The organism is Pseudomonas sp. TE3911 (assembly GCF_054062775.1).
Genome location: NZ_JBSSFP010000001.1, coordinates 1,343,543 through 1,360,369 on the forward strand (window position 1 = coordinate 1,343,543; position 16,827 = coordinate 1,360,369).

A 16,827-nucleotide genomic window follows, 5' to 3' on the forward strand; every position below is an offset into this window, starting at 1 on the left:
TTGTGACAATGGCCCCTGCGCCCAAGAATCTGCACCAGACCGGGAAAATTTCCCGGGTATAACAAAAAACCGCAGAGGTAGCCGTCATGACCCAACCCGCACGTCGCCAACCCTTCGCCTTGAGTGTGTTGCTCGGTGCCATCCTGTTATCCGGCCAGGCCATGGCCTCGGTCACCGATGAGGACATCCTCCAGGACCCGAAAAACCCCGGGCAGATCGTCACCAACGGCCTGGGCGTGCAGGGCCAGCGCTACAGCCCCCTCGACACCCTGAACGTCGACAACGTCAAGGAACTGCGCCCGGTCTGGGCGTTTTCCTTTGGCGGCGAAAAGCAGCGTGGGCAACAGGCGCAGCCGATGATCAAGGACGGGGTGATGTACCTCACCGGTTCCTACTCGCGGGTGTTCGCGGTGGATGCGCGCACCGGCAAGAAACTCTGGCAGTACGATGCGCGTCTGCCCGATGACATCCGCCCGTGCTGTGACGTGATCAACCGTGGCGTGGCGCTGTACGGCGACCTGGTGTTCTTCGGCACCCTCGACGCCAAGCTGGTGGCGCTGAACAAAGACACCGGCAAAGTGGTGTGGAGCAAGCAGGTCGCCGATCACAAGGAAGGCTACTCGATCAGCGCCGCGCCCCTGGTGGTCAACGGCAAGCTGATCACCGGCGTGGCCGGTGGCGAATTCGGCGTGGTGGGCAAGATCCAGGCCTATGACCCGAAAAACGGCGAGCTGCTGTGGAGCCGCCCGACGGTCGAAGGCCATATGGGTTATGTCTACAAAGACGGCAAGGCTGTGGAAAACGGCATCTCCGGCGGCGAGGCGGGCAAGACCTGGCCGGGGGATTTGTGGAAAACCGGCGGCGCGGCACCGTGGCTGGGCGGCTACTACGACCCGGAAACCAACTTGCTGCTGTTCGGCACCGGCAACCCGGCGCCGTGGAACTCGCACCTGCGCCCTGGCGACAACCTTTACTCGTCCTCGCGCCTGGCGCTGAACCCGGACGACGGCACCATCAAGTGGCACTTCCAGAGCACGCCCCACGACGGTTGGGACTATGACGGCGTCAACGAGCTGGTCTCCTTCAACTACACCGAAGGTGGCAAGGAAGTCAAAGCGGCGGCCACCGCCGACCGCAACGGCTTCTTCTACGTGCTCGATCGCACCAACGGCAAGTTCATCCGTGGCTTCCCGTTTGTCGACAAGATCACCTGGGCCACCGGCCTGGATAAGGACGGTCGTCCGATCTACAACGAAGCCAGCCGCCCAGGTGCGCCGGGCAGCGAAACCAAGGGCACTTCGGTGTTTGTCGCACCGGCGTTCCTCGGTGCGAAGAACTGGATGCCGATGGCCTACAACCGTGACACCGGGCTGTTCTACGTGCCGTCCAACGAGTGGGGCATGGACATCTGGAACGAAGGTATCGCCTACAAGAAAGGCGCGGCGTTCCTCGGCGCGGGCTTCACTATCAAGCCGTTGAACGAAGACTACATCGGCGTACTGCGCGCCATCGATCCTAAGACGGGTAAGGAAGTCTGGCGCCACAAGAACTTCGCGCCGCTGTGGGGCGGGGTGCTGACCACCAAGGGCAACCTGGTGTTCACCGGTACGCCGGAAGGTTTCCTGCAAGCATTCAACGCCAAGACTGGCGAGAAGGTCTGGGAATTCCAGACCGGCTCCGGTGTACTCGGCTCGCCTGTGACCTGGGAAATGGACGGCGAACAGTACGTCTCGGTGCTCTCCGGCTGGGGCGGCGCGGTGCCGTTGTGGGGCGGTGAGGTGGCCAAGCGCATCAAGGACTTCAACCAGGGCGGCATGCTCTGGACCTTCAAGCTGCCCAAAGAGCTGGTCGCCAAACACTGAATCTACGACCAAATGACAAGTGCCCCCCTGCCAACGGCGCATTCGCCCGGCAACGGGGGCTCTTTACTATCGGGTCATCGCCTGTTGACCGACAGGCCCGGACCCAGACAGAGGCTTTAACATGATCTACGCACAACCTGGCACCCCTGGCGCTATCGTCAGCTTCAAGCAGCGCTACGGTAATTACATCGGCGGAGAGTTCGTCGCCCCGCTGAGCGGTGAGTATTTCACCAACACCTCGCCAGTGACCGGTGAAGCGATCGCCGAATTCCCGCGCTCCAACGCTGCCGATATCGACAAAGCCCTCGACGCCGCCCATGCCGCCGCTGACGCCTGGGGCAAGACGTCGCCCCAGGATCGCTCCCTGGTGCTGCTGAAAATCGCCGACCGTATCGAGCAGAATCTCGAAGTACTGGCCGTGACCGAAAGCTGGGACAACGGCAAGGCCGTGCGCGAAACCCTCAACGCTGACGTGCCCCTGGCCGCCGACCACTTCCGCTACTTCGCCGGCTGCATCCGCGCCCAGGAAGGCGGCGCCGCCGAGATCAACGAACACACCGCGGCCTATCACTTCCATGAGCCATTGGGCGTGGTCGGGCAGATCATTCCGTGGAACTTCCCGCTGCTGATGGCCGCCTGGAAACTCGCCCCGGCCCTCGCTGCCGGTAACTGCATCGTGCTCAAGCCGGCCGAGCAGACGCCGCTGTCGATCATGGTGTTTGCCGAGCTGATCAATGACCTGCTGCCACCGGGCGTGCTGAATATCGTGCAGGGCTTTGGCCGCGAAGCCGGGGAGGCACTGGCCACCAGCAAGCGCATCGCCAAGATTGCCTTTACCGGCTCGACCCCAATCGGTGCGCACATCATGCACGCGGCCGCCGAGAACCTCATTCCGTCTACCGTGGAACTGGGCGGCAAGTCGCCGAACATCTTCTTCGAAGACATCATGCAGGCCGAGCCGCAATTCATCGAAAAAGCCGCCGAAGGCCTGGTGCTGGCGTTCTTCAACCAGGGCGAAGTGTGCACCTGCCCGTCGCGGGCGCTGGTGCAGGAGTCGATCTACGACGACTTCATGAAAGTGGTGATGAAGAAGATCGTCAAGATCAAGCGCGGCAACCCGTTGGATACCGAGACCATGGTCGGCGCCCAGGCGTCCGAGCAGCAATACGACAAGATCCTCTCCTACCTCAAGATCGCCCAGGAAGAGGGCGCCGAGCTGCTCACCGGCGGCGCGGCCGAGCGCCTGGAAGGCGACCTGTCCAGCGGTTATTACATCCAGCCGACCCTGCTCAAGGGCCACAACAAGATGCGCGTGTTCCAGGAAGAAATCTTCGGCCCGGTGGTGGGTATCACCACCTTCAAGGACGAAGCCGAAGCCCTGGCGATTGCCAACGACAGCGAATTCGGCCTCGGCGCCGGGCTGTGGACCCGCGACATCAACCGCGCCTACCGCATGGGCCGGGCGATCAAGGCTGGCCGCGTGTGGACCAACTGTTATCACCTGTACCCGGCGCATGCGGCGTTTGGCGGCTACAAGAAGTCGGGCGTGGGGCGTGAGAACCACAAGATGATGCTCGATCACTACCAGCAGACCAAGAATTTGCTGGTGAGCTACGACATCAATCCATTGGGTTTCTTCTAACCCTCGCATTGCAACGCGGTCCCCTGTGGGAGGGGGCTTGCTCCCGATGGCGGTGGGTCAGTCAACAGTGATGTGGCTGACACATTGCTATCGGGAGCAAGCCCCCTCCCACATTTTGATCGGCGTATACCCGCTACCAATGCGGGTGCGAGCTACTTCGAAAGTAGCATTCGCACCCCCATCCCCCCATGCATTAATGCCTCTACCGGAATCTTCCGGCACAACAAGAGGACTCTCCCCATGTGGACCAAACCCGCCTTCACCGACCTGCGTATCGGCTTCGAAGTGACCATGTACTTCGCCAGCCGTTGATCCATCTCCGGCCAGCCTCGCGCTGGCCGGTGCCGTATTGGGAATGACCCTTTGGTCTGATTGCATTCGCCTGCGAATGGGTTAGTGTGAAGCGCATCTCCCAAAAATAATAAGAACAGGCTTTCCAATGAGCCCCAATCTGAGCCTCCTGCGTAAATTCGTCTCGCCTGAAATCATCTTCGGTGCCGGCTGCCGGCACAACGTCGGTAACTATGCCAAGACCTTCGGTGCGCGCAAGGTGCTGGTCGTCAGCGACCCCGGTGTGATCGCTGCCGGTTGGGTGGCGGATGTGGAAGCCAGCCTGCAAGCCATCGGTATCGACTACTGCCTGTACAGCGCTGTGTCGCCCAATCCGCGCGTCGAAGAAGTAATGCTCGGCGCCGAGGTGTATCGGGAAAACCATTGCGACGTGATCGTGGCCATCGGCGGCGGCAGTCCGATGGATTGCGGCAAGGCCATCGGCATTGTGGTCGCCCATGGGCGTAGCATTCTTGAGTTCGAGGGCGTGGACACCATTCGTGTGCCCAGCCCGCCGTTGATCCTGATCCCCACCACCGCCGGTACGTCGGCGGATGTCTCGCAGTTCGTGATCATTTCCAATCAGCAGGAGCGCATGAAGTTCTCCATCGTCAGCAAGGCGGTGGTGCCGGATGTGTCGCTGATCGACCCGGAAACCACGGCGAGCATGGACCCGTTCCTGTCCGCCTGTACCGGCATCGACGCGCTGGTGCATGCCATCGAGGCGTTCGTGTCCACCGGCCACGGCCCACTGACCGACCCCCATGCGCTGGAAGCCATGCGCCTGATCAACGGCAACCTGGTGCAGATGATCGCCAACCCCACGGACATTGCCCTGCGCGAGAAAATCATGCTCGGCAGCATGCAGGCGGGCCTGGCGTTTTCCAACGCGATCCTCGGCGCCGTGCATGCCATGTCCCACAGCCTCGGCGGCTTTCTCGATTTGCCCCACGGTTTGTGCAACGCGGTGCTGGTGGAGCATGTGGTGGCGTTCAACTACAACTCGGCGCCGGAGCGCTTCAAGGTGATTGCCGAGACCTTTGGCATTGACTGCCGTGGCCTCAACCATCGACAGATCTGCGGACGATTGGTCGACCACCTGATCGCGCTCAAACATGCCATTGGCTTCCACGAAACCCTGGGTCTGCATGGGGTGCGCGTGGCGGATATTCCGTTCCTGTCCGAGCATGCGATGGACGACCCCTGCATCCTCACCAACCCTCGTGAGTCCAGCCAGCGTGACGTCGAGGTTGTTTATGGCGAAGCGCTCTGACGACCAGCAACAAGCACTGGCCGGGCTGCTGGGCCTGGGCAATCACTCGGCACGCAAGAGTCACTACCCGGAACTCACCGCGCGCCTCGACGAGCTGGAGGCGGAGCGCAACCGCTATATCCGTCTCAACGATGAGCTGGAACAGCGCGTGGCCGCGCGCACCGATGAGCTGCTGGAAGCCAACCGCAACCTGCAACAGCAGATCGCCCAGCGTGAGCAGGTCGAGCAGGAGTTGCGCGATGCGCGCGACGCCGCGGAGGCTGCCAACCGCAGCAAGGACAAATACCTCGCCGCCGCGAGCCATGACCTGCTGCAACCGCTGAACGCGGCGCGGCTGCTGATCTCCACCCTGCGTGAACGCAACTTGCCCAGCGTCGAGCAGGTGCTGGTGGAGCGTACTCACCAGGCGCTGGAAGGCGCAGAAGATTTACTCACCGATTTGCTGGATATTTCGCGGCTCGACCAGGCGGCGGTCAAACCCGACGTGGCGCTGTATCGCCTGGATGAACTGTTTGCGCCGCTGGTCTCGGAGTTCCAGTCGGTGGCGCTGGCGGCCGGGCTGAACCTGCGTGCGCGTACCGGTCATTATGCGATTCGCACCGACTTGCGCCTGGTGACGCGGATCCTGCGTAACTTCCTCAGCAATGCCTGCCGCTACACCGACGAGGGCTGCATCCTGCTCGGCGCGCGCCGCCGTGGCGACCGCCTGCGCCTGGAGGTGTGGGACACCGGGCGCGGCATCGCGGCCGACCGGCTCGACGCGATCTTCCTCGAATTCAACCAGCTCGACGTCGGCCGCGCCTCGGATCGCAAAGGCGTGGGGCTGGGCCTGGCGATTGTCGAGCGTATCGCCGAGATCCTCGGCTACCCGGTGGCGGTCCGTTCGTGGCCGGGGCGTGGCTCGATGTTCAGCATCGAGGTGCCCATCAGCGAAGAGATGCCCCTGGCGATCAGCCAACTGCCGGTGCTGCCGACCACGGGCAACCCGCTGCCGGGGCGGCGTTTGCTGGTGATCGATAACGAGGTGAGCATCCTCGAAAGCATGCGCGCGCTGCTGGTGCAGTGGGGCTGTGAGGTGGTCACCGCCACCGACCAGGCCGGCGCGTTACTGGCGTTGCAGGGCAGGGCGCCGGAGTTGATCCTCGCCGACTACCACCTCGACCACGGCGTGGTGGGCGCTGCGGTGGTCAAGCATCTGCGCGAGCATTTCGCGCAAAAGATCCCGGCCGTGATCATCACCGCCGACCGCACCGACCAATGCCGTCGTGTGCTGCGCCGCCTTGACGCGCCGTTGTTGAACAAACCGCTCAAGCCCGGCAAGTTGCGGGCGGTATTGAGCCAGTTATTGACCTAGGGCCTTGATACCCGTCAACACCCGTTGCGGCGCTTTGCCCCATGCTGCCTGCCTGATTTAGAGCACGACGGAGCCCGCCATGAACGCCCCCGCAACAACCGCAGCATCCTTCAAGTTGCCCCTGGGCCTGGTGATCGGCGTACTGGCGATGGTCGGCGTGCTGCTGTTGCCGCTGCCCGCCGATCTGCCGGTGGCCGGGCAGCGCATGCTGGCGATCCTCGCGTTTGCCGTGGTGGTGTGGATCACCGAGGCGGTGTCCTATGAAGCCAGCGCGATCATGATTACCTCGCTCATGGCATTTTTGCTGGGCACGGCGCCGTCGCTGCAAGACCCCGCCCACCTGATCGGCTCCAGCCCGGCCATCAGCATGGCGCTCACCGGCTTTTCCAACCCGGCACTGGCCTTGGTGGCGGGCGCGTTGTTCATTGCGGCGGCCATGACCCACACCGGCCTCGACCGGCGCATCGCCCTCGTGACCCTGACCCGCGTCGGCACCAGCACCCGCGGCATTCTGCTGGGGGCGATTGCGGTGACCATCCTGCTCAGCCTCGTGGTGCCCAGTGCCACCGCGCGCAGCGCCTGTGTGGTGCCGATCATGATGGGCGTGGTCGCCGCGTTTGGCGTGGACAAGCGCTCCAATATTGCCGCCGGCCTGATGATCGTGGTGGCCCAGGGCACCAGCATCTGGAACGTCGGCATCCAGACCGCCGCCGCGCAAAACCTGCTGACTGTGGGCTTTATGGACAAGATGCTCGGCCAGCGCGTGTCGTGGATCGATTGGCTGATCGCCGGCGCGCCGTGGGCGGTGATCATGTCGGCGGTGTTGCTGTTCCTGGTGATCAAGCTGCTGCCGCCGGAAACCGACAGCATCCCCGGTGGCAAGGAGGCCGTGGCCCAGTCCCTGGTGGACATCGGCCCGATGACCGGCCCGCAGAAGCGCTTGCTCACCGTGTCGGTGCTGTTGCTGTTGGCGTGGGCGACGGAAGGGCGCCTGCACCCTTTCGACACCACCTCGACCACCTACGCCGGGTTGGTCTTCCTGCTGTTGCCGGGGATCGGTGTGATGACCTGGAAGGATGTGCAGTCGCGTATTCCGTGGGGCACGGTGATTGTATTCGGCGTGGGCATCAGCCTCGGCACCGCGTTGCTGACGACCCAAGCCGGGCAGTGGCTGGGCTCCCAAGTGGTGGCGCATACCGGGTTGGATCAGGTCGGGCCGTTGGGGGTGTTTGCGATTTTGGGAGCGTTTTTGATTGTGATCCACCTGGGCTTTGCCAGCGCCACGGCGCTGACCTCGGCGCTGCTGCCGATCCTGATTGCGGTGTTGCAGACCTTGCCCGGGGAGTTCAACCGGTTGGGGATGACCATGCTGCTGGGGTTTGTGATGAGCTACGGGTTTATCCTGCCGATTAATGCGCCGCAGAATATGGTGTGCCTGGGGACTGGGACGTTTACGGCGCGGCAGTTCGCCAAGGTGGGGATCCTGGTGACGGTGATCGGGTATGGGCTGATGTTGGTGTTTGCGGCGACTTACTGGAGTTGGTTGGGGTGGATCTGATCGGGAAGGCGGTTCTGGATGGGCATGCAATCCAAAGAGAGCAAGCCCCCTCCGACTTTTGACCGTACCCGCTCCAGGCATCAATTCCATGCCCAAGATGGCAAGATGAACCCCGCTCAGGTTTACTACTCTGAGTAATGGTTTTACCGACCTCACCCGTCGGGTCATCTAGGTCATCGAATGGATAAATACACCCCCCACACCTGGGAACCCCACGAGCGCCCGAGCCTGCCCGGTTCGCCGTCGACGCCGTGGCACCCTACGCACAAGCGTTGGCTGTATGCGCTGGTCGGTGTGCTGGTCGCGATCACTGGCGGCCTGGGAAATGCCCTGGTCATCGCCAACCTGCAATACCTGCAAGGCGCCCTCGGCGCGACCACAGCGGAAATGGCCTGGCTGCCCGCCGCCTATGTGATGACCAACGTGTGCATGAACCTGCTGCTGGTGAAGTTCCGCCAGCAGTTCGGCCTGCGCGTGTTCACCGAGGTGTTCCTGGTGCTGTACGCGCTGGTGACCTTCGGCCACTTGTTCGTTAACGATCTCAGTTCGGCCATCGCGGTGCGGGCGGCCCATGGGATGGTGGGCGCGGCCCTGAGTTCGTTGGGCTTGTACTACATGATCCAGGCGTTCCCCGCCAAGTGGCGACTCAAAGCCCTGGTGCTGGGGTTGGGCACGGCGCAGTTGGCGTTGCCGCTGGCGCGGTTGTTCTCCGAAGATTTGCTGCAAATCGCCGAGTGGCGCGGTTTGTATCTGTTTGAATTGGGGATGGCGCTGATCTGCCTGGGTTGTGTGTTCTTGCTCAAGTTGCCGCCGGGTGACCGCTTCAAGACCTTTGAGAAACTCGACTTCCTGACCTTCGGCATCCTCGCCACCGGCGTGGCGTTGCTCTGTGCGGTGCTGTCCCTGGGGCGCATCGACTGGTGGCTGGAGGCCCCGTGGATCGGTATCGCGTCAGCCTGTTCCCTGGTGTTGATCATGGCCGGCCTGGCCATTGAGCATAACCGCGCCAACCCGATGTTGATGACCCGTTGGCTGGGCAGCGGCACCATGATTCGCCTGGCACTGGCGGTGATCCTGATTCGCATGGTGCTGTCGGAGCAGTCCACCGGTGCGGTCGGGTTCATGCAGATGTTGAACATGAGCTACCAGCAGATGCATACGCTGTACGTGGTGATGCTGGCCGGCGCGATCAGCGGGCTGGCGGTCAGTGCGCTGACGATCAACCCGGCTCACCTGCTGATGCCGCTGGTGATCTCCCTGGCGCTGATGGCCACGGGCTCGGTGATGGACAGTTTCTCCAGCAACCTGACCCGGCCCGAAAACCTGTATATCAGCCAGTTCCTGTTGGGCTTTGGCGGCACTTTTTTCCTGGGACCGACCATGGTGTTGGGCACCAAGAACGTGCTGACGAACCCGCGCAATCTGGTGAGTTTTTCGGTGATGTTCGGCATTTGCCAGAACCTCGGCGGCCTGATTGGAGCCGCGTTGCTGGGAACGTTCCAGGTCGTGCGCGAGAAGTTTCATTCCAGCATGATCGTCGAACACTTGACCTTGCTCGACCCGCGTGTGGCCGCGCGGGTGAGCAGCGGTGGCTCGGCCTATGGCGGTGTCATTGCCGACCCCGAGCTGCGCAACCTGATGGGTATCCGCAGCTTGGCCACGGCGGCCACCCGTGAAGCGAATGTCATGGCTTACAACGATGTGTTCATGCTGATTGCGATCATCGCGATCCTGACCATGCTCTGGATATTTATTCGCAGTCTGTGGCTGATGAGCACCACCCAAGCAGCAGCCCCTCCCGTTCAACCCAGCGGCGCACCTTCATGACCGAACCTTCGACAACCACCACCACCGCCATTGCATCCACCCCGGAAGGCACCATGCCGCCCGGCGCCACGGTCACCGAGCCGCGCTCATTGCGCGTGCGCATCCTTTCGTCCATGGGTTTCGCCGCGATTGCCATCGTCGGGGTACTGATCGTGCTGTATGCCTGGCAACTGCCGCCGTTCAGCAGTGCGGTGGAAACCACTGAAAACGCCCTGGTACGTGGCCAAGTGACGATTATTGGCCCGCAGCTCAGCGGCTATGTGTTCGAGGTGCCAGTGCAGGACTTCCAGTACGTCAAGGCCGGTGACTTGTTGGTGCGCCTTGATGACCGCATCTACAAGCAGCGCCTGGACCAAGCCTTGGCGCAACTGGCGGTGCAGAAGGCCTCGCTGGCCAATGTGGTGCAGCAGCGCAACAGCGCCGAAGCGACCATCAAGTTACGCCAGGCTGCGCTGGTAGACAGCCAGGCACAGGCGCGTAAAAGCACTGCGGATTTGCGTCGTAACGAGGAGCTGATCAGCGACGGTTCGGTGTCCAAGCGCGAGCTGGACGTGACCCGTGCTGCCAATGCGCAGACGGTCGCCGCCGTCGCCCAAGCCCAGGCTAGCCTGGAAATCGCGCGGCAGGATTTGCAGACGGTGATCGTCAATCGCGGCTCCCTGGAAGCGGCGGTGGCGAGTGCCGATGCGGCGGTGGAATTGGCGCGGATCGATCTGTCCAACACCCGCATCACCGCACCCCGCGACGGTCAGTTGGGGCAGATTGGCGTGCGCCTCGGTGCCTACGTCAACTCTGGCGCGCAGCTGATGGCACTGGTGCCGAAGCAGCTGTGGGTGATTGCCAATATGAAAGAAACCCAAATGGACAATGTGCAGGTCGGCCAGCCGGTGACCTTTACCGTGGATGCGCTGAACCACCGCAAGTTTCATGGCACGGTGCAGCATATTTCGCCGGCCACCGGCTCGGAGTTCAGCCTGTTGCAGGCGGACAACGCGACGGGCAACTTTGTGAAGATTGCCCAGCGCGTGCCGGTAAGGATTACGGTGGACCCGGATCAGGCTGAGAGCGAACGGTTGCGGCCGGGGTTGTCGGTTGTCGTGAGTATCGATACGGCTGGGCGTCTGAAAAACTCTCCACCCTGACATCACTGACAAAACCTAAATCAAAACTGTGGGAGGGGCTTGCCCCCGATACTATAGGTATTTACACAACTTTATAGCAGTCAACGGTAATCACGATGCGAAGCGAGCCGCCGTAAGGGCGGAACCCATAGCGGCCGTTGGCTGAATAATGGATATGTACTCGGTCTGTTCCAGCATCCTGTTCGGCTGTCAGGCCGCCATCGGGGGCAAGCCCCCTCCCACATTTTGAATGTATTTCAGGGTGAAGTTGAGTTGGACCGACTGATTGTGTTCCAGCAGTTTCAGGCCCGGTCGTCCCGCTAGGTGATGAGCATTCACCGGATGACTCACCGGCTCGATGCAAAAGAACCCCAGCCCCGGCGGGCAGTACAGCAGGAAGTAATCGGCCCCGCTGGCCTGGCATTCCAGCGCATAGCCCAGGTCCGGCTGTTCGATCCGGCAATACCCGTCCCACTGGCAAAAACCGTTGTCCACCAAGCCTTGGGGCAGGGCATTCATTTCCTGGAAATCCCACTCGTCCGGCACCGGTGCCAAGCCGGTCGGCAGCTTGGACGCGTCACTCATCCACACTTGCGCGGCCTTGGCCTGCAACCGGGTACCCGGCCGACGCGGAAAGTACGGATGCAAGCCCACGCCATGCCACGCCGCTGTTTCGGCCAGATGGGTCACGCGCAGTTCGATACGCAAGGCCCCATCGCTCAAGTGAATCCGCTGCTCGGCGCGATAGGCAAAAGGCGTCTCGCAGACCACCTCCAGCACCACTTCATCTGCCGACTGGCTGACCACCTGCCACGCTTGTTGCCAGGCCGAACCGTGAATCGGCAGCGCATCGGTCAGGCTGTTAGGCGTGAGCACCAGCCAACCGTCGGGGTTATCGAAACCGCCTTGGGCAATGCGGTTGGACCAGGGCACCAACGGATAGCACCCCAGCTTGCCCGGCAAACCGGTATGGATCGCCTGCTCATCGTTATGGCGCAGCAACGGCTGCCCGGTGGCGCGCACCGTCCAGTTGACGATGCTGCCGCCCACGGCCGGATTCAAGGTGAGGTGGGTCAGGTTGTCTTCAAGTTCAATCAGCATTACAGCACCACGCTCGGCAGCCACAGCGACAATGCTGGAATGTACGTCACTGCTATCAGCACCAGGAACAGCACGGCATAAAACGGCACCAGCGCCTTTACGGTTTTCTCGATGGTGGTTTTGCCCACCGCTGCGCCGACAAACAGCACCGCGCCCACCGGCGGGGTGATCAGGCCAATGCCGAGGTTCACCAGCATGATCATGCCGAAGTGCACCGGGTCGACGCCGATACCCAACACCACCGGCAACAGGATCGGCGTGAGGATCAGGATCAGCGGCGCCATGTCCATCACCGTGCCGAGCAACAGCAGCATGGCGTTGATGCACATCAGGATCACGTAGCGGTTGTCCGACAGCGTCAGGAACAGCGTGGTGATCTTCGCCGGGATCTGCATCAGGGTCATGATGTAGCCGAAGCTGGCGGCGAAGGCGATCAGGATCATCACGATGGAAATCGTGCGCACCGTGCGGTGCATCAGCTTGGGCAGCTCGCGCCACTTGTAGTCGCGGTAGATGAACATGGTCACGAAGAACGCCCACAGCACCGCAATCGCGGCGGACTCGGTGGCAGTGAAGATGCCCGAGAGGATGCCGCCGAGGATGATCACCATGGCCATCAGGCCCCAGAGCGCATCGGCGGCAATCTTCAGCGCCTGCTTCAGGGGGATGACTTCGCCTTTGGGGTAGTTGCGTTTCTTCGCGAAGATCAGGCACAGCACCATCAGGCACGCGCTCATCAGCAGGCCCGGCACCACGCCGGCCATGAACAGCGAAGCGATGGACACTGTGCCGCCAGCCGCCAGGGAGTAGAGCACCGAGTTGTGGCTGGGTGGCGTGAGCAAGGCCTGCACCGAGCCGCTGACGGTCACCGCCGTGGCAAATTCCCGTGGATAGCCACGGCGCTCCATTTCTGGAATCAGCACCGAGCCCACCGAAGCGGTGTCCGCCACCGACGAGCCGGAGATCGCGCCGAAAAACGTCGAGGCCATGATGTTCACCAGGGACAGCCCGCCGCGCACAAAGCCCACCAGCACCCCGGCAAACGCCACCAGCCGCCGCGACATGCCGCCCTCGGCCATGATCGCCCCAGCCAGCACAAAGAACGGTATCGCCATCAGCGAAAACTTGTTCACCCCGCCAGCCACCTGAATCATCAGGGCCTGGAACGGGATATCGATCCACCACGCGCCGATCAGCGCCGACAGCCCCAGGGCATACGCCACCGGCATGCCGATCAGGATCAGGGCGATAAAGCTGCCCAGCAGAATCAATGCGTCCATATCAGGCAGCCCCTTCGTTTTCTTCTACCAGGTCGAAGCGCACCACGCGCCGGTTGCTCTGGTCACCCAGCAGCAGTTTTTCCAGCACGAAAATCAGCGTCAGCACGCCCCCGATGGGGATCGGCATATAGGTGATACCCACGCGCAGGGTGGGGATGGCGCTCATGAACTGGTTCCAGGTGGACAGGCACAACTTGGTGCCCCAGATCGCCATGAACAGGCAGATTGTCGCCATCAGCAGTTGCGAGAAAATGCCGACGATTCGGCGTTGGGCAGGTGGCAGGCGGTCCGTGACCATGGCCACCGACATGTGCGCCCCGGCACGATAACTGGCGGCTGCGCCGATAAAGGTGAACACCAGCATCAGCAGGATAGCGGTGGGCTCCGGCCAGCTGGAACCGGTGCCGAGGATGTAGCGGGCAAAGATGCCCCAGGGAATGATCAGTGCGACCCCGAGGACCGAGAGACCGGCGACCCAGATGCAGGTCATGTAGATACGGTCGTTGATGCGCAGCAGTAGATTCTTCATGGCGTTCACCGTCACCGGGCGCGTCGATGCCGACCGCGCCAGGCCTTGTCAGGGAATGGGGCGTTACTGAACGGCGTCGATACGCTTGATGATGTCGGCGTAAGGCGCGCCGTACTTGGCTCGCACCGCGGCGGTGGCGTCGTAGAAGGGCTTTTTGTCGACGGTGATGAACTCGACCCCGGCCTTCTTGAGTTTTTCCTCACTGCTGGCGGACTTGGCGTCCCACAGCACGCGCTCATCGGCCTGGGCGACTTTGGCGGCTTTTTTCACCATGTCCTGCTGGGCGGGAGTGAGTTTGTTCCAGGTGATTTTCGACATCACGATGGGCTCAGGCAGGATCAGGTGTTCGGTGAGGGTGTAGTACTTGGCGTTCTGGAAGTGGTTGTGTTCCAGCAGGGTGGGCGGGTTGTTCTCCGCGCCGTCGATGACACCGGTCTGCAAGGCACTGAAGATCTCGCCGGTGTCCATGGCGATGCCGTTGGCGCCCATGGCGTTGAAGGCGTCGATGAACAGCGGGTTGCCCTGCACGCGGATCTTCATGCCCTTGAGGTCTTCGATCTTGCGCACCGGTTTCTTGGTGTAAAGGTTGCGCGTGCCGCCGTCCATCCAGGCCAGGGCCACGAGGCCGAACTCGGAGTCGGTGATCTTGGCGAGGATTTCATCGCCGATCTCGCCGTCGATGACCTTGCGCATATGCGCCTGGTCGCGGAACACGAACGGCAGGTTGAAGACGTTCACGTCCGGCACCACCGGCCCGACGATGCCGAGGCTGACGCGGGTCATCTGCACGGCGCCCACTTGGGCCTGTTCGACCACTTCTTTCTCGGAGCCCAGCACGCCGCCCGGGAAGTACTTGAACGTGAGTTCGCCGTTGCTTTCCTTGGTCAGCGCCTTGCCCATGTTTTCTTCGGCCACCACGGTGGGGTAGCCAGCGGGGTGGATGTCGGCGAATTTGATTTCCAGCGCGTGAGCGGCGCTGCTGAGGGTGAACACTGCGGCGGCGAGCAAGGTGCGTTTGAAGTCCATTGGGGGTCACTCCTGTCTTGTTATTTTATTGTTGTATTCAAGGCACAGCGATGCAGCTAGAGGGTGAAGGTGGGCTCCGGCAATCCGGTGACGCCGGGGTTGAGCGCAAACACGCCGCCGGCGATGGACTGGTCGCTCTGGTCATCACGGATCGAGGTGACGAAGAGGGTGTCCAGCCGACTGCCGCCGAAGGCGCACATGGTGGGTTTTTTCACCGGCACGCTCAGGGAGCGATCCAGGCGACCGTCGGGGGTGAAGCGGTGGACCAAACCGGCGTCGTTGGCGCAGATCCAGTAGCAGCCTTCGGCGTCAACCGCGGCGCCGTCGGGTCGACCCAGGAAATGGTTCATGTCGACAAACACGCGGCGATTGGACGGCGTGCCGGTCTCGATGTCGTAGTCGAAGGCCCAGATCTGCTGCACCAGCGGGTGGGAATCGGAGGCGTACATCGTGCGGCCATCGGGGCTGAAGGCCAGGCCATTCAGGGTGATGAACCCGTCAAGTTGGGCGTGGGGCGCTGAACCGGACGCATAACGGTAGAGGATGCCTTGCGCCGCATTGGCGCTCATGTTGAGCACCATGCTGCCGGCCCAGAAACGGCCCTGGCGATCACAGCGGCCATCGTTCAGGCGCATGTCCGGGCGCGGGTGTTTGACACTGGCCAGAGGGGTGGTGTCGAGGCTGCCGTCGTTGTGTGCGGTGAGTTGGAAAAAGCCGGTTTCCATGCCTGCGACCCAATTGCCCGCATTGGTGCGGGCGATGCAGGCAAGCATCTGCGGGGCTTTCCAGGCGGCGACATGGCCGTTGCCGGCGCTCCAGCGCTGCAGGCCGCTGTTGGGAATGTCCACCCAGAACAGCGCGTTTTCCTCAGGCACCCATACCGGGCATTCGCCCACGGCATTGCGGGCGTCGACGATCAATTCAGCAGTCATGGCAACTCATTCCCTTGGGTTGATGTGAACTCAGTCACCGAACGGTCCGGCTGCGCAGAATGCGCCACCCTGATAGACCTTGGCCGGGTCATCGGCTGCCACTGGCGGCTGGGCTTCGACCTGGGCGCGGAACACTTCGGACGTGTCCTTGGGCACAAAACCCAGGTGTGCGGCGTGGCGGTTGTCCCACCAGGTGTCGAGGTTATCCGACATGCCGTAGACCACGGTGTGGCCGACGTTCGGCGTGTACAACGCGCGTTCGAGCAGTTGAGTGAGGTCGTCGAAACTCAGCCAGGTGTGCATCATCCGGCGGTTCTGCGGTTCCGGGAACGAGGAGCCGATACGGATGCTCACGGTCTCGATGCCGTAGCGGTCGAAGTAGAAGCTGGCCATGTCTTCGCCATAGGACTTGGACAGGCCGTAGTAGCTGTCGGGGCGGCGTGGGGAATGGGCGTCGATGGTTTCGGTCTGCTTGTAGAAGCCGATCACATGGTTAGAGCTGGCGAAGATCACGCGCTTCACGCCATGGCGGCGGGCGGCTTCGTAGATATGGAATGTGCCGCTGATATTGGCACCGAGGATTTCTTCAAACGGACGCTCCACCGAGACACCGCCAAAGTGCAGGATGGCGTCGACGCCTTCCACCAAGTGGTGCACGGCTTGTTTGTCGGCGAGGTCGCACGGTTGGACTTCCTCCGAGGCATCGGCAGCCGGGGCCATGGCGGCGATGTCGGACAGGCGCAGTACTTGGGCGTAAGGGCGCAGGCGCTCGCGCAGGACTTTACCGAGGCCACCGGCGGCACCGGTGAGCAGCAGGCGGTTGAAGGGAGCGGGGGTGGTCGTGGTCATGGGGATTCCAAATTTTTGTTGTAGGTTGTCGTATGACTATGCCGAAGTATTGTTAGGGAGCCCCCAGGTTGTCAACGTTCTTGCGGACAGAGTGCGGAGCAAAATGCGGGAGAGGGCTTGCCCTCAATGAGGGCGTGCCAGTG

At 62.3% G+C, this 16,827-nt stretch carries 14 protein-coding genes; 8 read left to right on the top strand and 6 right to left on the bottom strand.

The window, feature by feature from the left end:
- The first annotated feature begins 86 nt into the window (after window positions 1–86).
- From ACVWXD_RS06235 to ACVWXD_RS06270, 8 genes are all read left to right on the top strand, one after another.
- On the top strand, window positions 87–1,862 hold the full coding sequence (locus ACVWXD_RS06235; protein WP_457370787.1) for a PQQ-dependent methanol/ethanol family dehydrogenase: 1,776 nt from the start codon (window positions 87–89) through the stop codon (window positions 1,860–1,862).
- A 121-nt stretch (window positions 1,863–1,983) separates the two neighbouring features.
- The gene (exaC, locus tag ACVWXD_RS06240) at window positions 1,984–3,504 is read left to right on the top strand and encodes an acetaldehyde dehydrogenase ExaC (protein WP_032889961.1); all 1,521 of its coding nucleotides are present in this window, start codon (window positions 1,984–1,986) and stop codon (window positions 3,502–3,504) included.
- Between the two features lie 240 nt (window positions 3,505–3,744).
- Window positions 3,745–3,816: a pyrroloquinoline quinone precursor peptide PqqA gene (pqqA, locus tag ACVWXD_RS06245; RefSeq protein WP_010209364.1), complete on the top strand. Its 72-nt coding sequence runs from the start codon at window positions 3,745–3,747 to the stop codon at window positions 3,814–3,816.
- 127 nt (window positions 3,817–3,943) lie between these two features.
- Entirely contained in the window at window positions 3,944–5,107 is a 1,164-nt protein-coding gene (ercA, locus tag ACVWXD_RS06250) for an alcohol dehydrogenase-like regulatory protein ErcA (protein WP_032889958.1), read from the top strand.
- Window positions 5,091–6,461, top strand: a complete 1,371-nt coding sequence (locus ACVWXD_RS06255) for an ATP-binding response regulator (protein ID WP_032889957.1) — start codon at window positions 5,091–5,093, stop codon at window positions 6,459–6,461. Before ercA ends, ACVWXD_RS06255 begins: the two co-directional genes overlap by 17 nt.
- A gap of 79 nt (window positions 6,462–6,540) precedes the next feature.
- Window positions 6,541–8,019 carry a DASS family sodium-coupled anion symporter gene (locus tag ACVWXD_RS06260; protein WP_032889954.1) on the top strand — a complete coding sequence of 493 codons (1,479 nt, stop codon included), beginning with the start codon at window positions 6,541–6,543 and terminating at the stop codon, window positions 8,017–8,019.
- 180 nt (window positions 8,020–8,199) lie between these two features.
- Window positions 8,200–9,846, top strand: a complete 1,647-nt coding sequence (locus ACVWXD_RS06265) for an MFS transporter (protein ID WP_032889953.1) — start codon at window positions 8,200–8,202, stop codon at window positions 9,844–9,846.
- Window positions 9,843–10,988, top strand: a complete 1,146-nt coding sequence (locus ACVWXD_RS06270; protein ID WP_032889950.1) for an HlyD family secretion protein — start codon at window positions 9,843–9,845, stop codon at window positions 10,986–10,988. The genes ACVWXD_RS06265 and ACVWXD_RS06270 overlap by 4 nt, the downstream gene beginning before the upstream one ends.
- Window positions 10,989–11,177: 189 nt before the next feature.
- Here the strand turns inward: ACVWXD_RS06270 and ACVWXD_RS06275 are convergent, their stop codons facing one another.
- The 6 genes from ACVWXD_RS06275 to ACVWXD_RS06300 form a co-directional block, all read right to left on the bottom strand.
- Window positions 11,178–12,068: an aldose 1-epimerase gene (locus tag ACVWXD_RS06275; protein ID WP_401380114.1), complete on the bottom strand. Its 891-nt coding sequence runs from the start codon at window positions 12,066–12,068 to the stop codon at window positions 11,178–11,180.
- The gene (locus tag ACVWXD_RS06280; protein ID WP_032889946.1) at window positions 12,068–13,348 is read right to left on the bottom strand and encodes a TRAP transporter large permease; all 1,281 of its coding nucleotides are present in this window, start codon (window positions 13,346–13,348) and stop codon (window positions 12,068–12,070) included. Before ACVWXD_RS06280 ends, ACVWXD_RS06275 begins: the two co-directional genes overlap by 1 nt.
- Window position 13,349: 1 nt before the next feature.
- Window positions 13,350–13,877, bottom strand: coding sequence for a TRAP transporter small permease (locus tag ACVWXD_RS06285; RefSeq protein ID WP_032889944.1), 528 nt, complete (start codon window positions 13,875–13,877; stop codon window positions 13,350–13,352).
- 63 nt (window positions 13,878–13,940) lie between these two features.
- On the bottom strand, window positions 13,941–14,903 hold the full coding sequence (locus ACVWXD_RS06290) for a TRAP transporter substrate-binding protein (RefSeq protein ID WP_032889942.1): 963 nt from the start codon (window positions 14,901–14,903) through the stop codon (window positions 13,941–13,943).
- 56 nt (window positions 14,904–14,959) lie between these two features.
- Window positions 14,960–15,835 carry an SMP-30/gluconolactonase/LRE family protein gene (locus tag ACVWXD_RS06295; protein WP_457370788.1) on the bottom strand — a complete coding sequence of 292 codons (876 nt, stop codon included), beginning with the start codon at window positions 15,833–15,835 and terminating at the stop codon, window positions 14,960–14,962.
- Window positions 15,836–15,865: 30 nt separating this feature from the next.
- Window positions 15,866–16,684 (bottom strand): NAD-dependent epimerase/dehydratase family protein, encoded by an 819-nt coding sequence (locus ACVWXD_RS06300; protein WP_032889940.1) that lies wholly within the window; start codon window positions 16,682–16,684, stop codon window positions 15,866–15,868.
- Window positions 16,685–16,827: the final 143 nt, after the last annotated feature.